Below are 19,042 nucleotides of genomic sequence, written 5' to 3' on the forward strand. Positions count from 1 at the left end.
CCCGCATGCGCCATGCCCTTCCCCTGACCCTGCTGCTGTGCAGCGCCCTGCTCGGCGGCTGCGCCAGCGGCCCGGACGACATCGCCGGGACCTGGATCAACCAGAACGCCATCGACGCCGCCAGCGACAACGGCCGCCTGCGCGAGGCCCTGCTGGCCTACGGCCCCACCCTGGAATGGCGCTTCGCCCCGCAGCGTCACACCGCCTGGTCGAGCAACGGCGTCGACGTCGCCGAGGGCCACCTGGCCGGCAGCGCCGAGCGACGCTGGCAGGTGACCTTCAACCGCGACCTGCAGGAAAGCCTCGTCCTCGACGGCGACGAGCTGGTCCAGCAGCCCAGCGCCAGCGCCCCCGAGCAGCGTTTCGTCGCCACCGCCGCGGCCGACGACGAGCTGCCCGGCCAGACCTTCGAGCAGGCGCTGTACGCCGCCCTGCTCGGCGGCGACTGGGCGATCCGCGAGGGCGACGGCCGCGACGGCCAGGTGCGCTTCCACCCGGACGGCCGCGTCGAGGGCCTGCCCGGCGTCGAGCAGTACGCCCTGTGCCTGTCCGGCGACTGCGCGACGCGCAGCGATGAGCACGAGCTGCTCTGGCTGCAGAACGCCGAGCAGGGCCGCGAATGGCTGTTCCGCCTGGAGGGCGACGAGCTGAGCATCTTCGTCGCCGACAACCAGGCGCTGCACCAGGAGCTGCCGCAGTACCGCCCCGGCCGCCGCGCCTGGCTGCTCGAGCGCGACTGAGGCCGCGCTACTCGCCGGCGTCCAGCAGCGCCGCGTAGCCCTCGCGCCAGCTCGGGTAGCGCGGCACCCAGCCCAGGGCGCGGGCCCGCGCGTTGCTGCAGCGCTTGCTGCCGGCGCGCCGGCTGGCCGACTCCGCCGCCCAGTGGCTCACCCCCAGGCGCTCGCGCAGCCAGGCGACCACCTCGGCCAGCGGCGCCGGCTCGTCGTCCACCCCCAGATACACCGCCTCCAGCGCCACCCCGCGGGCGTCGGCCTGCAGCAGGCAGGCGAGCAGGCCGGCGGCATCGTCGGCATGTATGCGGTTGCCGTACAGCGGCGGCGCGCTGGCCACCCGGTAGCCGGCGCGCACCTGGCTGAGCAGCCAGCGCCGCCCCGGACCGTAGATGCCGGCCAGGCGCACCACGCTGGCGGGCAGGCCGCCGCCCAGCGCCAGCGCCTCGGCCTCCAGCAGCACCCGCCCCGACCAGCTCGCCGGCTGGCAGGGCGAGCTCTCGTCGACCCACTCGCCATCCTGCTGGCCGTACACCCCGGTGCTGGAGACGAACAGCAGGCGCCGCGGGCGCTGGCCGCGCTGTTCCAGCCAGCCCAGCACGTGACGTAGGCCGTCGACGTAGGTGGCGCGGTAGGCGCTCTCCTCGGAGCTGGCCGGGGTGGAGCAGTACACCAGGTAGTCCGGCGCGCTGGCCGGCCACTGCGCCGGGCAGTCGGCCTGCAGCAGGTCGGCGGCCAGCGGCAGCAGGCCCGCCGGCAGCGCCGCGACGTCGCGGCGCAGGCCGTACACCGACCAGCCCGCCGCCTGCAGCTGCAGGCCGAGGCGACTGCCGACATCGCCGCAGCCGGCGATCACCACGCTAGGGGAAACGGACATCGCGATCCTCCGGGGGAAAAGCGCCGAGGATAGCGCGGCAGAGCGCTGTCGCGGCAGGCCGGATTGCCGCAGGCTGCGCCCGCAAAACCACGCATAATGATTTACAAACAAGAAACATTTGCAATAATGTCGCCCTGACTCCTGCGCGCCGGTCCTGGCGGCGCCCGCTCCCCCTATCCATCGACAGGTCCGGCCCGCATGAACGCACCCACCGCCTCCCCCTCGCCCACCCTGCTCTCTTCCCGCGTGCGCCGCCTGCCGGCCATGGCCGCGCTGCTCGCCGGCCTGCTGCTGGCGCCGGTCGCGCTCGCCGAACAGCCGGCCCCAGCGGCGACCGCCAGCGCAGCCGCCGCCGCACCGGCAGCCGCCAGCCCCGCGCCGGTCGCCGCTGCAGCCCCGCAGGCCGGCCCGGTCGAGGCCGCGGTCGAGGCGGCCGCCGCCCCGGTCCACGACCTGTCGCCCTGGGGCATGTACCAGGGCGCCGACGTGGTGGTGAAGGGGGTGATGATCGGCCTGCTGCTGGCCTCGGTGGTGACCTGGACCATCTGGCTGGCCAAGGGCCTCGAGCTGCTCGGCGCGCGCCGCCGCCTGCGCGGCGAGCTGGCCGACCTCAAGGGCCTGCGCAGCCTCGACGAGGCCGCCGAGCAGGCCCACGCCAGACACAGCTTCAGCGCGCTGCTGATCGAGGACGCCCAGGACGAGCTGCGCCTGTCGGCCAACCTCACCGAGAAGGAAGGCATCAAGGAGCGCGTCAGCTTCCGCCTCGAGCGTCTGGTCGCCGCCAGCGGGCGCAAGATGAGCACCGGCACCGGAGTGCTGGCCACCATCGGCTCCACCTCGCCGTTCGTCGGCCTGTTCGGCACCGTGTGGGGCATCATGAACAGCTTCATCGGCATCGCCAAGTCGCAGACCACCAACCTCGCGGTGGTCGCCCCCGGCATCGCCGAGGCCCTGCTGGCCACCGCCCTCGGCCTGGTCGCGGCGATCCCCGCAGTGGTGATCTACAACGTGTTCGCCCGCTCGATCGCCGGCTACAAGGCGCAGGTCGCCGACATCTCCGCCCAGGTGCTGCTGCTGGTCAGCCGCGACCTCGACCGCCAGCCGCCGGCCGCCGCGCCGCGCAGCGCCGCCACCCCGCACGTGGTCAAGGTGGGCTGAGCCATGGGCATGCACCTCAACGAGGGCAGCGACGAGCTGCAGGAATCCCACGAGATCAACGTCACCCCGTTCATCGACGTGATGCTGGTGCTGCTGATCATCTTCATGGTCGCCGCGCCGCTGGCCACCGTCGACGTCAAGGTCGACCTGCCCGCCTCCAGCGCCACGCCGCAGCCGCGCCCCGAGCAGCCGGTGTACCTGAGCATCAAGGAGGACCGCAGCCTGCACCTGGGCAACGACGCGGTGCTCGCCGAGCAGCTCGGCGCCGCCCTGGACCGCCAGACCGGCGGCGACAAGGAGCAGACCATCTTCATCCGCGGTGACCAGGAGGTCGACTACGCCCGCCTGATGGAAGTGATGGACCTGCTGCGCGGCGCCGGCTACCTGAAGATCGGCCTGGTCGGCCTGGAAACGGTCGGCCGCCCATGAGCCGCGCGCGCAGCCTGCCCCGCTGGGGCCTCAGCCTGCTGCTGGTGCTCGGCGCCCACGTCGGCGTGGCCGCCTGGTCGCTGTACTGGCAGCCGCAGGCCGCGCCGGTCGAACTGCCGCCGCCGGCCATGCTCATCGAGCTGCCGCCGGCACCTCCGGCCCCGCCGGCCGCACCGCCACCGCCGCCCGAGCCGGTGCGCGCCCCCGAGCCGCCGCCGCAGCCCAGGGTGATCGAGGCGCCCAAGCCCAGGCTGGCCCTGCCGCCGCCACCGCCCAAACCGCGCCCGCAGCCGCCCAAGCCCAAGCCGGAACCCAGACCCGAGCCCAGGCCGCAGCCGCCGCTGCCGACCCCGCCGAACCCCGCGCCGGTCGAGAGCAGCGTGCCCGCCCCGGACGCCAGGCCGGCCGCCCAGCCGAGTCCGCAGGCCGGCAGCCCGGCGCCGTCCCAGGCCAAGGCCAGCTGGCAGAGCCGCCTGCTCGCCCATCTCAACCGCCACAAGCGCTATCCCGACGATGCGCGCCGGCGCGGCCAGGAGGGCGTGGTCAGGCTGCGCTTCGTGGTCGACGGCCAGGGCAAGGTGCTGAGTTTCGAACTGGCCGGCAAGTCCGGCAGCGCCAGCCTGGACCGCGCCACCCTGCAGATGATCCGCCGCGCCCAGCCGCTGCCGGCGCCGCCGGCCGAGCTGCTGCGCGATGGCCGCCTCGAGGTGGTGGCGCCCTTCGTCTACTCGCTGGAGCGCCGCTGAAAGCGCCAGCCGCCCGCCTTGCCGCGGGCGGTTGGTTCCATTGAAGACAGCCGCTATGCTTGGGGGCATCTCAATGGATATTCGCTATGACACTCACGGAACTGCGCTATATCGTCACCCTTGCCCAGGAACAGCACTTCGGCCGCGCCGCCGAGCGTTGCCACGTCAGCCAGCCGACCCTGTCGGTCGGCGTGAAGAAGCTCGAGGACGAGCTGGGTGTACTGATCTTCGAGCGCAGCAAGAGCGCGGTGCGCCTGACCCCGGTCGGCGAGGGCATCGTCGCCCAGGCGCAGAAGGTCCTCGAGCAGGCCCAGGGCATCCGCGAACTGGCCCAGGCCGGCAAGAACCAGCTGGCCGCCCCGCTCAAGGTCGGCGCCATCTACACCGTCGGCCCCTACCTGTTCCCCCACCTGATCCCGCAGCTGCACAAGATCGCCCCCGACATGCCGCTGTACATCGAGGAAAACTTCACCCACGTGCTGCGCGACAAGCTGCGCACCGGCGAGCTGGACGCGATCATCATCGCCCTGCCGTTCCAGGAAGCTGACGTGCTGACCAAGCCGCTGTACGACGAGCCGTTCTACGTGGTGATGCCCGCCGAGCACCCGTGGACCGCGCGGGCCAGCATCGATGCCGAGATGCTCAACGACAAGAGCCTGCTGCTGCTCGGCGAGGGCCACTGCTTCCGCGACCAGGTGCTGGAAGCCTGCCCGACCACCCGCAAGGGCAGCGAGGCGCACCCGCACACCACCGTCGAGTCCAGCTCGCTGGAAACCATCCGCCACATGGTCGCCTCGGGCCTCGGCGTGTCGGTGCTGCCGTTCACCGCGGTGGACAGCCACCACTACGCGCCGGGGGTGATCGCCATCCGCCCGCTCAGCCCGCCGGTGCCCTACCGCAGCGTGGCCATCGCCTGGCGCGCCAGCTTCCCGCGGCCCAAGGCCATCGACGTGCTGGTCGACGCCGTGCGCCTGTGCTCGCTGAGCCACCCGCCGCAAGGGGCGCAGGCGGCCCAGCCGGCATGACCGAACTGGCGCGCGTCGCCGTCACCACGCTCAAGGGCGTCGGTCCGGCGCTGGCCGAGAAGCTCGCCAGGGTCGGTCTGGAGACCCTGCAGGACGTGCTGTTCCACCTGCCGCTGCGCTACCAGGACCGCACCCGGGTCACCCCGATCGCCGCCCTGCGCCCGGGCGGCGACGCCGTGGTGGAAGGCGTGGTCAGCGGCGCCGAGGTGACCATGGGCCGCCGGCGCAGCCTGCTGGTGCGCCTGCAGGACGCCACCGGCACCCTCAGCCTGCGCTTCTTCCACTTCAGCCAGGCGCAGAAGGACGGTCTCAAGCGCGGCACCCACCTGCGCTGCTACGGCGAGGTGCGCCCCGGCGCCACCGGCCTGGAGATCTACCACCCCGAATACCGCGCCCTCGGCGCCGACGAGCCATCCGGGCGGGTCGAGCAGAGCCTCACGCCGATCTATCCGAGCACCGAGGGCCTCACCCAGCAGCGCCTGCGCGCCCTCAGCCAGCAGGCGCTGCACGCCCTCGACGGGCGCAGCCTGCCCGACTGGCTGCCGACCGAGCTGGCCCGCCAGTACCAATTGGCGCCGCTGGCCGACGCCATCCGCTACCTGCACCGCCCGCCGCCGGACGCCGATCTGGAGGAGCTCGCCGAGGGCCGCCACTGGGCGCAGCACCGCCTGGCCTTCGAGGAGCTCTTGACCCACCAGCTGTCGCTGCAGCGCCTGCGCGAGAGCATCCGCGCCCAGCAGGCGCCGCCGCTGCCCAAGGCCGTGCGCCTGCCGGCGCAGTTCCTCGCCGGGCTCGGCTTCGCCCCCACCGGCGCGCAGCAGCGGGTCGCCGCCGAGATCGCCTGGGACCTGGCGCAGGCCGCGCCGATGCTGCGCCTGGTGCAGGGCGATGTCGGCGCCGGCAAGACCGTGGTCGCCGCGCTGGCCGCCCTGCAGGCCATCGAGGCCGGCTACCAGGTGGCGCTGATGGCGCCCACCGAGATCCTCGCCGAGCAGCACTTCCTCAACTTCGGCAAGTGGCTGGCGCCGCTGGGCATCGAGGTCGCCTGGCTGGCAGGCAAGCTCAAGGGCAAGGCGCGCGCTGCGGCGCTTGCGCGCATCGCCGCCGGCGCGCCAATGGTGGTCGGCACCCACGCGCTGTTCCAGGACGAGGTGCAGTTCAGGAACCTGGCCCTGGCGATCATCGACGAGCAGCACCGCTTCGGCGTGCAGCAGCGCCTGGCGCTGCGCCAGAAGGGCGTCGACGGCCGCCTCTGTCCGCACCAGCTGATCATGACCGCCACGCCCATCCCGCGCACCCTGGCGATGAGCGCCTACGCCGACCTCGACACCTCGATCCTCGACGAGCTGCCGCCCGGGCGCACCCCGGTGACCACCCTGGTGATCGCCGACAGCCGGCGCCTGGAAGTGGTCGAGCGGGTGCGCGCCGCCTGCCTGGAGGGCCGCCAGGCCTACTGGGTGTGCACGCTGATCGAGGAATCCGAGGAGCTGACCTGTCAGGCGGCGCAGAGCACCTTCGAGGAACTGTCCGCCGCCCTCGGCGAGCTGCGCGTCGGCCTGATCCACGGCCGCATGAAACCGGCCGAGAAGGCCGCGGTGATGGAGCAGTTCAAGGCCGGCGAACTGCAGCTGCTGGTCGCCACCACGGTGATCGAGGTCGGCGTCGACGTGCCCAACGCCAGCCTGATGATCATCGAGAACCCCGAGCGCCTCGGCCTGTCGCAGCTGCACCAGCTGCGCGGCCGGGTCGGCCGCGGCAGCGCGGTCAGCCACTGCGTGCTGCTCTACCATGCGCCGCTGTCGCACCTGGGCCGCGAGCGCCTGGCGATCATGCGCGAGACCAGCGACGGCTTCGTCATCGCCGAGAAGGACCTGGAGCTGCGCGGCCCCGGCGAGATGCTCGGCACCCGCCAGACCGGCCTGCTGCAGTTCAAGGTCGCCGACCTGCTGCGCGATTCCGACCTCTTGCCCGAGGTGCGCGAAGCCGCGCAGACCCTGCTGGCGCGCTGGCCGCAGCACGTCAGCCCGCTGCTCGAGCGCTGGCTCAGGCACGGGCAGCAGTACGGGCAGGTGTGAGGCCGGCCGGGGCGGAAAACACGATAGCGGCCGCTATCGCGGCCCGTTCGCGGGGAAATGAAGCGTTTTCAGGGGCTGCCGTCGCCGCTCATGCCGAACTCGATCGGCGTCTTCACGTAGAACACGTCGATCTTCTCTTCGCGCAGACGCTGGAACAGCTGCTCGGCCTCGCTTGCGGTGAGCGCCATCGTCACCTCGATGGGCTGGTCGGCCAGTTCGAAGAAGCGCGCCGAGTGCAGCCGGCCCGCATGGCCGAAGCCTTCGGCGGCGGCGACCAGGGTGGCGCCGCGGACACCGAGCCTGCGCGCCTCCTGCATCAGCCACTCGCCCAGCGGCAAGCCGCCGTGCCGGCGATCCTGCTGCGTGAAGAAGGTCAGTTGATAGCCCTGCATGCGATCGTCCTCCCGGTCAGGCGGTCTTGAACAGCGCCACGGTCGCCAGACCGAGCAGCGTCATGAGCAGCGAGCCGACGACGTGCGCCGAGATGGCGGCCCCGGCCCACAGCAGCCGGCCCTGCTGGATCAGTGTGGCGACCTCGGCGGAAAAGGTCGAGAAGGTGGTCAGCCCGCCGAGGAAGCCGGTGATCACCAGCAGGCGCCACTCGGGAGCCCAGCCGGGGTGCTGGCCGAACAGGGCCAGCGCCACGCCGATCAGGTAGCCGCCCAGCATGTTGGCCAGCCAGGTGCCGGGCGGGATGGTCGGAAACAGCGCGTTGAAGGCGGTGCCAAGCCCCCAGCGCAGGATCGCGCCCAGCGATGCGCCCACGGCGATGGCCAGCAGGGATCGGATCATGCTTGCAGCTCTCCATGGTCGGCTGGTCGGCTCGCCACGCAACGGCACCGACGGACGAGGCGCGCGCGTGCAGGAACAGCAGCGCTCACGCCGCCTGCTTCTTCTGCGGCCCGAGCAGTTGGGTCAGCCCCTGGAACCACAGCACCAGCGCCGGATTGCCGCTGATCTGGATGTCCTTGTTCTGGATGCCCTGCATGAAGGCCAGCTGGCGATTGTCGGCGGTCAGGGCGGCGAAGCCGTAGGCGGCGTTGCGGAAGGCGATGCTGAAGGCGGGCTGGGACACCGTGCCGGCTGCGCTGCGGATGCGCTGGTCCCTGACGACGAAGTGGCGGGCGATGCGGCCGTCCTGGGTCTGCAGCTGGAACACCAGGTCGCGGTCGACCAGTTGCTGGCGGAATTCGGGGTTGCGGCGGCTGGCGCCGGCCAGCAGACGACCGAGCAGCCAGAGGAGCAGGCGGAATTTCACAGCGACACCTCGCGAGTCACGCAGGGGAGCCGGAATTCTAGCGCGATGGCAGCGCCCCGGGAGCATGCCCCGGGGCGCAGGGCTCAGTTGATCGCTTCCCGCAGCGCCTTGCCCGGCTTGAAGGACACGGTGTTGCAGGCGCGGATCTTCACGGGTTCGCCGGTCTGCGGGTTCTTGCCCATGCGGGCGCCGCGGTGGCGCTGCAGGAAGGTACCGAAGCCGACCAGGGTGACGCTGTCCTGGCGGTTCAGCGCGTCGGTGATCTGCTCGAGCACGGCGTTGAGGACGCGGTTGGCCTCTTCCTTGCTGAGGTCGGTCTTTTCCGCGACGGCGGCAGCGAGTTCCGGTTTGCGCATAGATGCCTCGTGTGAATTGTTCTTGTTGTGGCAAGGCCGCGCGCTGCATGACGCCGGCCGGACAGGCCCCGGCGCGCGGCGGACGGTCGAAGGATGGCATGCCCGCCGGAGCGGCGCCAGACCCCGAAGGCACGCCGGCACCGGCCATTGGTCGTAGATCGCGACGCCGGAGGTCCGCGGCGGAGCCGCGTGCTAGACTCGCCGCTGGTTTTCCGCTGCCGTGCCCTGCCGTGTCCCAGACTGCCTGCGCCAGCCCGCGATGGCTGGCCCCCGACCTGCTGCATCCCGCCCCCGCCGCCCGCGAGCTCGACTGGCTCAACGAGCCGGGCTCGCTGACCCGCCGCCTCACCGAACTCGGCGCCGGCCGCTTCGCCGTCGAGCCGCTGGTCGAGGGCTGGCAGATCCTGCGCGACGACGAATGCGCCGCCCTCGGCGTGGCGCCCGGCAGCGAGGGCTGGGTGCGCGAGGTCTACCTGCACGGCGCCGGGCAGGCCTGGGTGTTCGCCCGCAGCGTGGCGGCGCGCAGCGCCCTGGAGGCGCAGCCCTTCGCCCTCGACAGCCTCGGCAGCACCTCGCTGGGCCACCTGCTGTTCCGCGACCCGGCCTTCACCCGCCAGCCGATCGAGGTCTGCCGCTACCCGGCGGTGCTGCTGCCGCCGGCGGTGCGCGCGGACGGCCTGTGGGGGCGCCGCTCGCTGTTCTGCCAGGGCGCGCTGGGCGTGCTGGTCGCCGAGGTGTTCCTGCCGGCGCTGTGGCAGGCCGACGCCACGACGCGCAACTGAGGCGCCCCGGGGGAGCGCCACGCCGTATACTGCCCCGCTTTGCACCGGCCGAATGCGCGGCAGCGGCGGCCGGCGGTTTTGACTCCGGAGGCCCGCGATGTCCCTCTCCCTGCTCAAGCCCCTGGCGCGCCTGCACCCGCGCGCCCAGGACTTCATCGACCTGACCCGGCTGAACCGGCCGATCGGCATCTACCTGCTGCTGTGGCCGACCCTCACCGCGCTGTGGATCGCCGCCGAGGGCGTGCCGTCGCTGGCCAACCTGCTGATCTTCTCCCTCGGCGTGGTGCTGACCCGCTCGGCCGGCTGCGCGATCAACGACTTCGCCGACCGCCGCTTCGACGGCCACGTCGAGCGCACCCGCGCGCGCCCGCTGGCCAGCGGGCGGATGACTCCGCGCGAGGCGCTGGCGACCTTCGCCGTGCTGATGGCGGTGGCCTTCGCCCTGGTGCTGCTGACCAACGCGACCACCGTGTGGCTGTCGTTCGGCGCGGTGGCGCTGGCCGCGCTCTACCCGTTCATGAAGCGCCACACCTACTACCCGCAGGTGGTGCTCGGCGCGGCCTACTCGTGGGGCATCCTGATGACCTTCACCGCCGAGGCCGGCAGCCTGCCGGCGGCGGCGGCCCTGCTGTACCTGGCCAACCTGCTGTGGACGGTGGCCTACGACACCTACTACGCGATCACCGATCGCGACGACGACCTGAAGATCGGCGTGAAGTCGACCGCCATCCTGTTCGGCGAGGCCGACCGCCCGATCATCGCCATCCTCCAGGGCCTCAGCCTGCTGTGCCTGCTGCTCGCCGCGGCGCGCTTCGGGCTGGGCGGCTGGTTCCACCTCGGCCTGGCGGTGGCCGCCGGCTGCTTCGCCTGGGAGTACTGGAGCACCCGCACGGGAGATGGCCAGGCCTGCTTCCGCGCCTTCCTGCACAACCACTGGGCCGGTCTGGCGATCCTCGCCGGCACCATCGCCGACTACGCCCTGCGCTGACCCCCGCCGGCACGCCGGCGGGGTACCGCCGCCCGGCTACTGGCCGGCGGCCGGGCGGGCGACGTGCCAGACGCCCATCTTGCCCTCGCCGAGCATGTCGCCCGGCTTCTGGTCCTGGATGAAGGTGTACAGCGGCTTGCCGTAGTAGGCCCACTGCCAGCTGCCGTCGGCGCGCTGCAGCGTGCTCCAGTCGTCGTCGCCCTGGGCATCGGCGGTGGCCACCAGCGGCGGCCAGTTGGTCGCGCAGGTATCGTTGCACATCGACTGGCCGGGGCTGTCCTTGTCGTAGGTGTACAGGGTCATGCTCCGGGCGTCGACCAGCATGCCGTCCTTGACCATCGCCGGTTCGGCCGCCTGGGCCTGGCCGAGCAGCGCAAGCAGGGCGCCGCCGGCCAGCGCCAGCAGGGGTGGAGGGATTCTGAGCATCGCGGCTCTCCTCGGTGGGATGGGAGGACCCGGCGACCGCGAGGACAGGCGGACGGCACGCCAGGCACCGGCTGCCGGCAGGCGCCGGCGAGCCCTTGCAGCATAGCCGAAGCTGCCCGCCGGCCCCTTCGCCGCCGCCATGTAACATCGCTGCAATAATTCCGTTATGTAATGCCGGCATCGCCACGGAATCACAGAGACAGTCCCATGGTTGGCAAATCCATCCTCATCGTTGACGACGAAGCACCGATTCGCGAGATGATCGCCGTCGCCCTGGAAATGGCCGGCTACGAGTGCCTCGAAGCGGAGAACAGCCAGCAGGCCCACGCGCTGATCGTCGACCGCAAGCCCGACCTGATCCTCCTCGACTGGATGCTGCCCGGCACCTCCGGCATCGAGCTGGCCCGCCGCCTCAAGCGCGACGAGCTGACCGCCGGCACGCCGATCATCATGCTCACCGCCAAGGGCGAGGAGGACAACAAGATCCAGGGCCTCGAGGTCGGCGCCGACGACTACATCACCAAGCCGTTCTCGCCGCGCGAGCTGGTCGCCCGGCTCAAGGCGGTGCTGCGCCGCGCCGGCGCCAGCGACGGCGAGACGCCGATCGAGGTCGGCCCGCTGGTGCTCGACCCGCTCAGCCACCGCGTCACCATCGACGGCAAGCCGGCGGAGATGGGACCCACCGAGTACCGCCTGCTGCAGTTCTTCATGACCCACCAGGAGCGCGCCTACACGCGCAGCCAGCTGCTCGACCAGGTGTGGGGCGGCAACGTCTACGTCGAGGAGCGCACCGTCGACGTGCATATCCGCCGCCTGCGCAAGGCGCTCGGCGAGAGCTGCGAAAACCTGGTGCAGACCGTGCGCGGCACCGGCTATCGTTTCTCCACCAAGGGCTGACCCACGCGTCACGCCCTGGCCTTCGCCGCCCCGCCGGGGCGGCCGCTTTACAAGGATCGCAAGGTGAACCAAGACTGGCGCGGCATCCTCCTCCGCCGCCTGCTGTTGCTGCTGGGGGCCTGCCTGCTGCTCGGCCTGGTCACGGGCCAGTACGCCTGGGCGCTGGTGCTCGGCCTCGCCGGCTACCTGTACTGGAATCTGCGCCAGCTGCTGCGCCTGCACCACTGGCTGAAGAACGCCGACGAACTGCCGCCGGAAGGTTCCGGCGTGTGGGGCGAGGTGTTCGACCAGATCTACCACCTGCAGAAGCGCAACCAGCGCGCCCGCGGCCGCCTGCAGGCGGTGATCGACCGCGTGCAGGAGTCCACCGCCGCGCTCAAGGACGGCGTGGTCATGCTCGACCGCCAGGGCAACCTGGAGTGGTGGAACCGCGCCGCCGGCCAGCTGCTCGGCCTCAAGCGCAAGCAGGACGGCGGCCAGCCGATCACCAACCTGGTGCGCCATCCGCGCTTCAAGGAATACTTCGAGCAGGACAACCACCGCGAGCCGCTGGAGCTGCCCTCGCCGGTCGACGACCACCTGCGCCTGCAGCTGCAGCTGACCCTGTACGGCAACGGCGAGCACCTGATGCTGGTGCGCGACGTCACCCGCCTCCACCAGCTCGAACAGATGCGCAAGGACTTCGTCGCCAACGTCTCCCACGAGCTGCGCACGCCGCTGACCGTGCTCACCGGCTACCTGGAGACCCTGCAGGACAACGTCGACGACATCCAGCCACGCTGGCGCCGCGCCCTGCAGCAGATGCAGCAGCAGGGCGCGCGCATGCAGAACCTGCTCAACGACCTGCTGCTGCTGGCCCGCCTGGAGGCCACCGACTACCCGGCCGACAGCAAGCCGGTGGCGGTCGACCTGCTGCTGCTGTCGATCCGCGGCGACGCCCAGGCGCTGTCCGCCGACCGCCACCGCATCAGCCTGGAGGCCGACGCCGCGGTCAGGCTCAAGGGCAGCGAGAGCGAGCTGCGCAGCGCCTTCTCCAACCTGGTGTTCAACGCGGTCAAGTACAGCCCGGAGGGCGGCGAGATCCGCATCCGCTGGTGGGCCGACGCCGCGGGTGCGCACCTCGCCGTGCAGGACAGCGGCCTGGGCATCGAGGCCAGGCACATCCCGCGCCTCACCGAGCGCTTCTACCGGGTCGACGCCAGCCGCTCGGCCAACACCGGCGGCACCGGCCTGGGCCTGGCCATCGTCAAGCACGTGCTGATCCACCACCGCGGCCAGCTGCAGATCGACAGCACGCCGGGCAAGGGCAGCACCTTCACCTGCCACTTCCCGCCCGCGCAGGTGGTGCGGCGCTGAAGCGGCGGCGGCGGGCTTGAAAGCCGCGCCGCCACCTCCCATGCTATGGGCTTTCCACTGCGACAAGCCCCCATGGACCCTTCCCCTGCCTATACCGCCGCCCGCTACTTCGCCGACTTCGGCCTCGTCCTGTTCGCCCTGCTGCTGGTCCTGCTCAACGGCTTCTTCGTCGCCGCCGAGTTCGCCATGGTCAAGCTGCGCGCCACCCGCGTCGAGAGCATCGCCGCCGAGCACGGCTGGCGCGGCCACATCCTGCGCACCGTGCACGGCCAGCTGGACGCCTACCTGTCGGCCTGCCAGCTGGGCATCACCCTCGCCTCCCTCGGCCTCGGCTGGGTCGGCGAGCCGGCCTTCGCCCACCTGCTCGAGCCGCTGCTCGGCTACTTCGGCGTCGACTCGCCGGCGCTGGTGCACGGCATCGCCTTCTTCACCGCGTTCTTCATCATCTCCTACCTGCACATCGTGGTCGGCGAGCTGGCGCCCAAGTCCTGGGCGATCCGCCAGCCCGAGCGCCTGTCGCTGTGGACCGCCGCGCCGCTGTACGCCTTCTACTGGGCCATGTACCCGGCGATCTGGCTGCTCAACGCCAGCGCCAACGCCATCCTGCGCATCGCCGGACAGGGTGAACCGGGGCCGCACCACGAGCATCACTACAGCCGCGAGGAACTCAAGCTGATCCTCCACTCCAGCCGCGGCCGCGACGCCGGCGACCAGGACCTGCGCGTGCTGGCCTCGGCCATGGAGCTGGGCGAGCTGGAGGTGGTCGACTGGGCCAACTCGCGCGAGGACCTGGTGTGCCTGGACGCCGACGCCAGCCTCGACGAGATCCTCGCCGAGATCCGCCGCCACAAGTTCAGCCGCTACCCGGTGCAGGACGCCGCGCAGCAGTTCGTCGGCGTGCTGCACATCAAGGACCTGCTGCTGGCCCTGCCCGAGCCCGGCGAGGCCGCCGCCTTCGACCTGCGCAGCCTGCTGCACCCCATCGAGCGGGTGTCGCGGCACCTGCCGCTGGGCCGCCTGCTCGAGCAGTTCCGCCAGGGCGGCGCGCACTTCGCCCTGGTCGAGGAGGCCGACGGCAAGGTGGTCGGCTTCCTGACCATGGAGGACGTGCTCGAGGTGCTGGTCGGCGACATCCAGGACGAGCACCGCAAGACCGAGCGCGGCCTGCTCGCCTACCAGCCGGGCAAGCTGCTGGTGCGCGGCGACACGCCGCTGTTCAAGATCGAGCGCCTGCTCGAGGTGAATCTCGACGACGTCGAGGCCGACACCCTGGCCGGGCTGGTCTACGACAGCCTCAAGCGCCTGCCCAGCGAGGACGAGACGCTGGAGACCCACGGCCTGCGCATCATCGTCAAGAAGATGAAGGGGCCGAAGATCGTCATGGCCAAGGTGCTCAGGCTGGACTGAACCGGCGCCCTATTCGCCCAACGCCAAAGGGCCACCCCGCGGGGTGGCCCTTGTCGTTGGCGAGCCCTGCAGTGCGGTCAGTCCTCGCCGCCGATGGCGAAGTTGGGCAGGCTGTCCACCGGCTGGGCGAACTGGAAGGGGATCGACTCCACCGCCAGGCCGACGTTGCGCTGCACCACGAAGTGCAGGTGCGGGCCGGTGCTGCGCCCGGTGTTGCCGGAGCGGGCGATGGGCGCGCCGGCGCGCACGCGCTGGCCGGGGGCGACCTGCACCGAGCCCTGCTGCAGGTGCAGGTAGACGCCCATGGTGCCGTCGTCGTGGAGGATGCGCACGTAGTTGCCGCCGGGGTACGGCGCCGCGCCGGCCTGGCTGTTCAGGGTGCCGACCACCACCCCCTCGCGGGCGGCGAGGATCGGCGTGCCCTCGGGCATGGCGATGTCCACCGCGTGGCGGCCCTTGGGCGTGAAGTGGCTGTACAGGCCGTTGGCGCCCTGGCTCTGGCGGAACGGCCCGCCCTGCCAGGGCAGCGGGTAGCGGTAGGGGCGCGGCAGCAGGCGCGGGTCGCCGAGGGCGTGGCTGAGTCTGGGCGTGTAGCGCAGCGGCTGCGCCGGGTCGCGCGGCGCCAGGGTCAGCAGGCGGATCTGGCTGCGCGGCGGCAGGATCCAGCGCAGCGGCCGGTCCGGCGCGCCGCTGGCGTTGGCGACGTCCTCCACGCGCAGCTCGACCTCCACCGGGGCGAACAGCTCGTTGTGCACCCGCAGGGTGTGGCCGCCGGCGTGCCTGACGGTGTCCAGGCGCACCCGCGCATCCGGCGCCTCGGCGCGCGGCGCCGCGCCGGGCGCGCGCAAGCCGCCGGGCTGCAGCTGGAACACCTGCGCGCCCGGGCGGGCCTGGTCGCTGTAGGTGACCACGCCGTTGGCGTCGACATGCTTGTAGATGGTCAGCGCGCCGGCCGGGGCGGCCAGGCCGGCGAGCAGGAAACCGAGCAGGAGGGAGCGGACGGTCATGATGGCACGCTGTCAGCAGGGCGGAAGACCGGGCAAGCCTACCAGCCCGGCCGGCGTCCGGGTGAGACGCGTTCGGCGCTGCCGCGAACGGATTCGCGCCGGCCTGATCTGGATCAGGCCGGCGGCGCTCAGGCCTGGTCGGCCGGACCCTGCTTGGCCAGCCCGGTGTGGCGCACGTCGGTGCCGCGCACCAGGTAGATCACCAGCTCGGCGATGTTGCGCGCGTGGTCGCCGATGCGCTCCAGCGAGCGCAGCGCCCAGATCACGCTGAGCACGCGGGAGATCGAGCGCGGGTCTTCCATCATGTAGGTGGCCAGCTCGCGCAGCGCGCTCTTGTACTCGCGGTCGACGATCTTGTCGTACTGCGCCACCGACAGGGCGAGGTCGGCGTCGAAGCGGGCGAAGGCGTCCAGCGCCTCCTGGACCATCTTGCGCACCTGCTCGCCGATGTGGCGGATCTCCACGTAGCCCTTGGGCGCCATGCCGTCCTCGCACAGCTCGATGGCGCGCTTGGCGATCTTGGTGGCCTCGTCGCCGATGCGCTCGAGGTCGATCACCGACTTGGAGATGCTGATGATCAGGCGCAGGTCGGAGGCCGCCGGCTGGCGGCGGGCGAGGATGCGCACGCACTCCTCGTCGATGTCGCGCTCCATCTGGTTGATCTGGTTGTCGACGTCGCGTACCTGCTGGGCGAGGCCGGAGTCGGCGTCGACCAGCGCGCTGACCGCGTCGCTGACCTGCTTCTCCACCAGGCCGCCCATGGCCAGCAGGTGGCTGCGGATGTCCTCCAGCTCGGCGTTGAACTGGGCGGAGATGTGATGGGTGAGACCGTCTTTGTTGATCATGTGCGAACCCTCGCTGAAACCGGATACCTGAACAGGATGGAGTGGCCCTTGGAAAATCGTGTCGGACAAGGAGGCGACGCGCAGACAGTACACGACCCGTACGGCAAGCGTCGCCGACGCAGTCCGGCGCGATTTGCCATGGCCACTAGCCGTAGCGGCCGGTGATGTAGTCCTCGGTCTGCTTCTTCGCCGGGTTGGTGAACAGGGTATCGGTATCACCGAACTCGATCAGCTTGCCCATGTACATGAACGCGGTGTAGTCGGAGACGCGCGCCGCCTGCTGCATGTTGTGGGTGACGATGACGATGGTGTACTGGCCCTTCAGCTCGTTGATCAGCTCCTCGACCTTGAGGGTGGAGATCGGGTCGAGCGCCGAGCAGGGTTCGTCGAGCAGCAGCACTTCCGGCTGCACCGCCACGGTGCGGGCGATCACCAGGCGCTGCTGCTGGCCGCCGGAGAGGCCCAGCGCCGAGTCGTGCAGGCGGTCCTTGACCTCGTCCCACAGCGCCGCGCTCTTCAGCGCCCACTCCACGGTCTCGTCGAGCACGCGCTTCTGGTTGATGCCCTGCAGGCGCAGGCCGTAGACCACGTTCTCGTAGATGCTCTTGGGGAACGGGTTGGGCTTCTGGAACACCATGCCGACGCGGCGGCGCAGCTCGGCGACGTCGACGCCCTTGGCGTAGATGTCCTTGCCGTCGAGGCGGATCTCGCCTTCCACACGGCAGCCGTCGACCAGGTCGTTCATGCGGTTGAAGGTGCGCAGCAGGGTCGACTTGCCGCAGCCCGACGGGCCGATGAAGGCGGTGACGCGGTTGCGCGGGATGTTCATCTGCACGTCGTACAGCGCCTGCTTGTCGCCGTAGAACAGGTTGAGACCGGGCACCTCGAGGGCCACCGGCTCGCTGGCCAGGTCGAGGGTCTGCTTCTTGCGGCCCAGGCTGTCGAGGTTGATGCCGTGGGTGTGTTGTTGCGACATGGGGATCTCCCTACGCTCACAGTTCGGTTGCGCAGCGCGGGCCGCCGTGCGGCCCGCCGGCTGCGGCGGAAATCGGTCAGTGGTCCAGCGCCTTGTACTTCTCGCGCAGGTGGTTGCGGATGTACACCGCGCTCAGGTTGAGCAGGGCGATCACCAGCACCAGCAGCAGCGCGGTGGCGTACACCAGCGGGCGGGCGGCCTCGACGTTGGGGCTCTGGAAGCCGACGTCGTAGATGTGGAAGCCCAGGTGCATGATCTTCTGGTCGAGGTGCAGGTACGGGTAGTTGCCGTCCAGCGGCAGGCTCGGCGCCAGCTTGACCACGCCGACCAGCATCAGCGGCGCCACCTCGCCGGCGGCGCGCGCCACGGCGAGGATCATGCCGGTCATCATCGCCGGGCTGGCCATCGGCAGCACCACCTTCCACAGCGTCTCGGCCTTGGTCGCGCCGAGCGCCAGCGAGCCCTCGCGCAGGGCGCGCGGGATGCGCGCCAGGCCTTCCTCGGTGGCGACGATCACCACCGGCACGGCGAGGATCGCCAGGGTCAGCGACGCCCACAGCAGGCCCGGGGTGCCGAAGGTCGGCGCCGGCAGCGCCTCGGCGAAGAACAGCTGGTCGATCGAGCCGCCCAGCACGTAGACGAAGAAGCCCAGGCCGAACACCCCGTAGACGATCGCCGGCACGCCGGCCAGGTTGTTCACCGCGATGCGGATGATGCGGGTCAGCAGGCCCTGCCTGGCGTACTCGCGCAGGTAGATGGCCGCCAGCACGCCGAACGGGGTGACGATCACCGCCATGATCAGGGTCATCATCACGGTGCCGAAGATCGCCGGGAAGATGCCGCCCTCGGTGTTGGCCTCGCGCGGCTCGTCGCTGACGAACTCCCACAGCTTGGCGAAGTAGAAGCCCAGCTTGTCCAGGGTGCCCATGGCGTTGGGCTGGAAGGCGCGCACCACCTTGCCCAGGCTCAGCTCCACCTCGCGGCCGTCGACGGTCTTGAGCACCACGCTGTCGCGGTTGAACTGCTGCTGCAGGGCGACCAGCTGCTCCTCGAGCACCTTGTACTCGGCGTCCCACTGGGCGCGCTCGGCGTCCAGGTCGGCCTGCGCGGCGGCGTCCAGCCTGCCTTCCAGCTCCAGCTCGCGGGTCTGCAGCCGCAGGCGCTCGAGGCCGGCGTTGATGCGGCCGATGTCCTTCTTCTCCAGGCGGGCGATCTGCGCGTGCAGCTCGTCGACGCGCTCGATGCGCGCCTGCAGCTCGGCCCAGGCGGCGTCGCCCTGGGCGACCAGCTGGCCGCCCTCCTTGACCGCCTGCAGGTAGCCGTAGAAGTTGCCCCACTCGCGGCGCTCCAGCACCGCCAGCTGCGCGGGGGTGCCCGGCTCGTGCAGCCACTCGCCGACCACCCAGCTGAAGTCGGCGCCGTACACTTCGCGGTTGCCGACCTTGAGCAGCTCGCGGGTCATGAACTCGCCGCCCTTGACGTCCACCGGCAGGCCGCTGGCGGCCAGGCGCGCGCGCGGCACTTCCTCGGCCTGCACCACCTCGCCGGCGATCAGCTTGGCCGGCTGGCCGGGGATGCGGTACTCGGCCTGCACCACGTCGGCCGGCCAGAAGTGGCCGAGGCCGCGGGTGGCGATCACCGCCAAGAGGCCGAGGGTCATGATCACGGCGATCGACACCGCGCCGCCGGTCATCCACACCCAG

General features: G+C 71.3%; 21 protein-coding genes. 11 read left to right on the top strand and 10 right to left on the bottom strand.

Features of this window, described 5'->3' with window-relative positions; all coding sequences use genetic code 11:
* The first annotated feature begins 5 nt into the window (after positions 1-5).
* Positions 6-740: a hypothetical protein gene (locus tag RA210_RS02695; protein ID WP_201485308.1), complete on the top strand. Its 735-nt coding sequence runs from the start codon at positions 6-8 to the stop codon at positions 738-740.
* A gap of 7 nt (positions 741-747) precedes the next feature.
* Here the strand turns inward: RA210_RS02695 and RA210_RS02700 are convergent, their stop codons facing one another.
* Positions 748-1,608: an SDR family oxidoreductase gene (locus tag RA210_RS02700; RefSeq protein ID WP_201485309.1), complete on the bottom strand. Its 861-nt coding sequence runs from the start codon at positions 1,606-1,608 to the stop codon at positions 748-750.
* Between the two features lie 198 nt (positions 1,609-1,806).
* Between RA210_RS02700 and exbB the strand changes: the two genes are divergently transcribed.
* From exbB to recG, 5 genes are all read left to right on the top strand, one after another.
* On the top strand, positions 1,807-2,766 hold the full coding sequence (gene exbB, locus RA210_RS02705; RefSeq protein ID WP_201485310.1) for a tonB-system energizer ExbB: 960 nt from the start codon (positions 1,807-1,809) through the stop codon (positions 2,764-2,766).
* A gap of 3 nt (positions 2,767-2,769) precedes the next feature.
* Positions 2,770-3,195 carry a TonB system transport protein ExbD gene (gene exbD / locus RA210_RS02710; RefSeq protein WP_136491860.1) on the top strand — a complete coding sequence of 142 codons (426 nt, stop codon included), beginning with the start codon at positions 2,770-2,772 and terminating at the stop codon, positions 3,193-3,195.
* On the top strand, positions 3,192-3,941 hold the full coding sequence (locus RA210_RS02715; RefSeq protein WP_201485311.1) for an energy transducer TonB: 750 nt from the start codon (positions 3,192-3,194) through the stop codon (positions 3,939-3,941). The genes exbD and RA210_RS02715 overlap by 4 nt, the downstream gene beginning before the upstream one ends.
* A gap of 86 nt (positions 3,942-4,027) precedes the next feature.
* A complete protein-coding gene (locus tag RA210_RS02720) occupies positions 4,028-4,966 on the top strand; it encodes a hydrogen peroxide-inducible genes activator (protein WP_136491345.1) in 939 nt (312 codons plus the stop codon).
* Positions 4,963-7,041 (top strand): ATP-dependent DNA helicase RecG, encoded by a 2,079-nt coding sequence (gene recG, locus RA210_RS02725; RefSeq protein ID WP_201485312.1) that lies wholly within the window; start codon positions 4,963-4,965, stop codon positions 7,039-7,041. Before RA210_RS02720 ends, recG begins: the two co-directional genes overlap by 4 nt.
* A 68-nt stretch (positions 7,042-7,109) precedes the next feature.
* Here the strand turns inward: recG and RA210_RS02730 are convergent, their stop codons facing one another.
* The 4 genes from RA210_RS02730 to RA210_RS02745 all read right to left on the bottom strand — a co-directional run bounded on the left by RA210_RS02730 (position 7,110) and on the right by RA210_RS02745 (position 8,655).
* Positions 7,110-7,433, bottom strand: coding sequence for a DUF190 domain-containing protein (locus RA210_RS02730; RefSeq protein ID WP_201485313.1), 324 nt, complete (start codon positions 7,431-7,433; stop codon positions 7,110-7,112).
* A gap of 16 nt (positions 7,434-7,449) precedes the next feature.
* Positions 7,450-7,833, bottom strand: a complete 384-nt coding sequence (gene crcB, locus RA210_RS02735; RefSeq protein ID WP_136491348.1) for a fluoride efflux transporter CrcB — start codon at positions 7,831-7,833, stop codon at positions 7,450-7,452.
* 85 nt (positions 7,834-7,918) lie between these two features.
* Positions 7,919-8,299 (bottom strand): helicase, encoded by a 381-nt coding sequence (locus RA210_RS02740; protein WP_201485314.1) that lies wholly within the window; start codon positions 8,297-8,299, stop codon positions 7,919-7,921.
* Positions 8,300-8,382: 83 nt separating this feature from the next.
* Positions 8,383-8,655 (bottom strand): HU family DNA-binding protein, encoded by a 273-nt coding sequence (locus RA210_RS02745; protein WP_136491350.1) that lies wholly within the window; start codon positions 8,653-8,655, stop codon positions 8,383-8,385.
* 230 nt (positions 8,656-8,885) lie between these two features.
* Here RA210_RS02745 and RA210_RS02750 point away from each other — a divergent pair, with 230 nt between their 5' ends.
* Together RA210_RS02750 and ubiA are read left to right on the top strand one after the other, a co-directional pair.
* Complete coding sequence (locus tag RA210_RS02750; protein ID WP_442963360.1) at positions 8,886-9,437, top strand: chorismate--pyruvate lyase family protein; 552 nt, start codon at positions 8,886-8,888, stop codon at positions 9,435-9,437.
* A 97-nt stretch (positions 9,438-9,534) separates the two neighbouring features.
* A complete protein-coding gene (gene ubiA / locus RA210_RS02755; RefSeq protein ID WP_201485316.1) occupies positions 9,535-10,425 on the top strand; it encodes a 4-hydroxybenzoate octaprenyltransferase in 891 nt (296 codons plus the stop codon).
* Between the two features lie 36 nt (positions 10,426-10,461).
* On the opposite strand, the gene RA210_RS02760 is transcribed toward ubiA, so the two are convergent.
* The gene (locus RA210_RS02760; protein WP_136491353.1) at positions 10,462-10,851 is read right to left on the bottom strand and encodes a COG4315 family predicted lipoprotein; all 390 of its coding nucleotides are present in this window, start codon (positions 10,849-10,851) and stop codon (positions 10,462-10,464) included.
* Between the two features lie 207 nt (positions 10,852-11,058).
* Here RA210_RS02760 and phoB point away from each other — a divergent pair, with 207 nt between their 5' ends.
* The 3 genes from phoB (at position 11,059) to RA210_RS02775 (ending at position 14,511) form a co-directional block, all read left to right on the top strand.
* A complete protein-coding gene (gene phoB, locus RA210_RS02765) occupies positions 11,059-11,748 on the top strand; it encodes a phosphate regulon transcriptional regulator PhoB (RefSeq protein ID WP_136491354.1) in 690 nt (229 codons plus the stop codon).
* 63 nt (positions 11,749-11,811) lie between these two features.
* Positions 11,812-13,104 (top strand): phosphate regulon sensor histidine kinase PhoR, encoded by a 1,293-nt coding sequence (gene phoR / locus RA210_RS02770; protein WP_136491355.1) that lies wholly within the window; start codon positions 11,812-11,814, stop codon positions 13,102-13,104.
* Positions 13,105-13,176: 72 nt separating this feature from the next.
* Positions 13,177-14,511, top strand: coding sequence for a hemolysin family protein (locus tag RA210_RS02775; protein WP_136491356.1), 1,335 nt, complete (start codon positions 13,177-13,179; stop codon positions 14,509-14,511).
* Between the two features lie 77 nt (positions 14,512-14,588).
* Here the strand turns inward: RA210_RS02775 and RA210_RS02780 are convergent, their stop codons facing one another.
* The 4 genes from RA210_RS02780 to pstA form a co-directional block, all read right to left on the bottom strand.
* Positions 14,589-15,518 (bottom strand): peptidoglycan DD-metalloendopeptidase family protein, encoded by a 930-nt coding sequence (locus RA210_RS02780; protein WP_201485317.1) that lies wholly within the window; start codon positions 15,516-15,518, stop codon positions 14,589-14,591.
* Positions 15,519-15,646: 128 nt separating this feature from the next.
* The gene (phoU, locus tag RA210_RS02785) at positions 15,647-16,363 is read right to left on the bottom strand and encodes a phosphate signaling complex protein PhoU (RefSeq protein ID WP_136490157.1); all 717 of its coding nucleotides are present in this window, start codon (positions 16,361-16,363) and stop codon (positions 15,647-15,649) included.
* Between the two features lie 145 nt (positions 16,364-16,508).
* On the bottom strand, positions 16,509-17,339 hold the full coding sequence (gene pstB, locus RA210_RS02790; protein ID WP_136490156.1) for a phosphate ABC transporter ATP-binding protein PstB: 831 nt from the start codon (positions 17,337-17,339) through the stop codon (positions 16,509-16,511).
* A gap of 76 nt (positions 17,340-17,415) precedes the next feature.
* On the bottom strand, positions 17,416-19,032 hold the full coding sequence (pstA, locus tag RA210_RS02795; RefSeq protein ID WP_442963365.1) for a phosphate ABC transporter permease PstA: 1,617 nt from the start codon (positions 19,030-19,032) through the stop codon (positions 17,416-17,418).
* Between the last annotated feature and the right edge of the window lie 10 nt (positions 19,033-19,042).

Origin of the sequence: Pseudomonas sp. OF001 (assembly GCF_904426495.1) — a bacterium.
GTDB lineage: Bacteria > Pseudomonadota > Gammaproteobacteria > Pseudomonadales > Pseudomonadaceae > Geopseudomonas.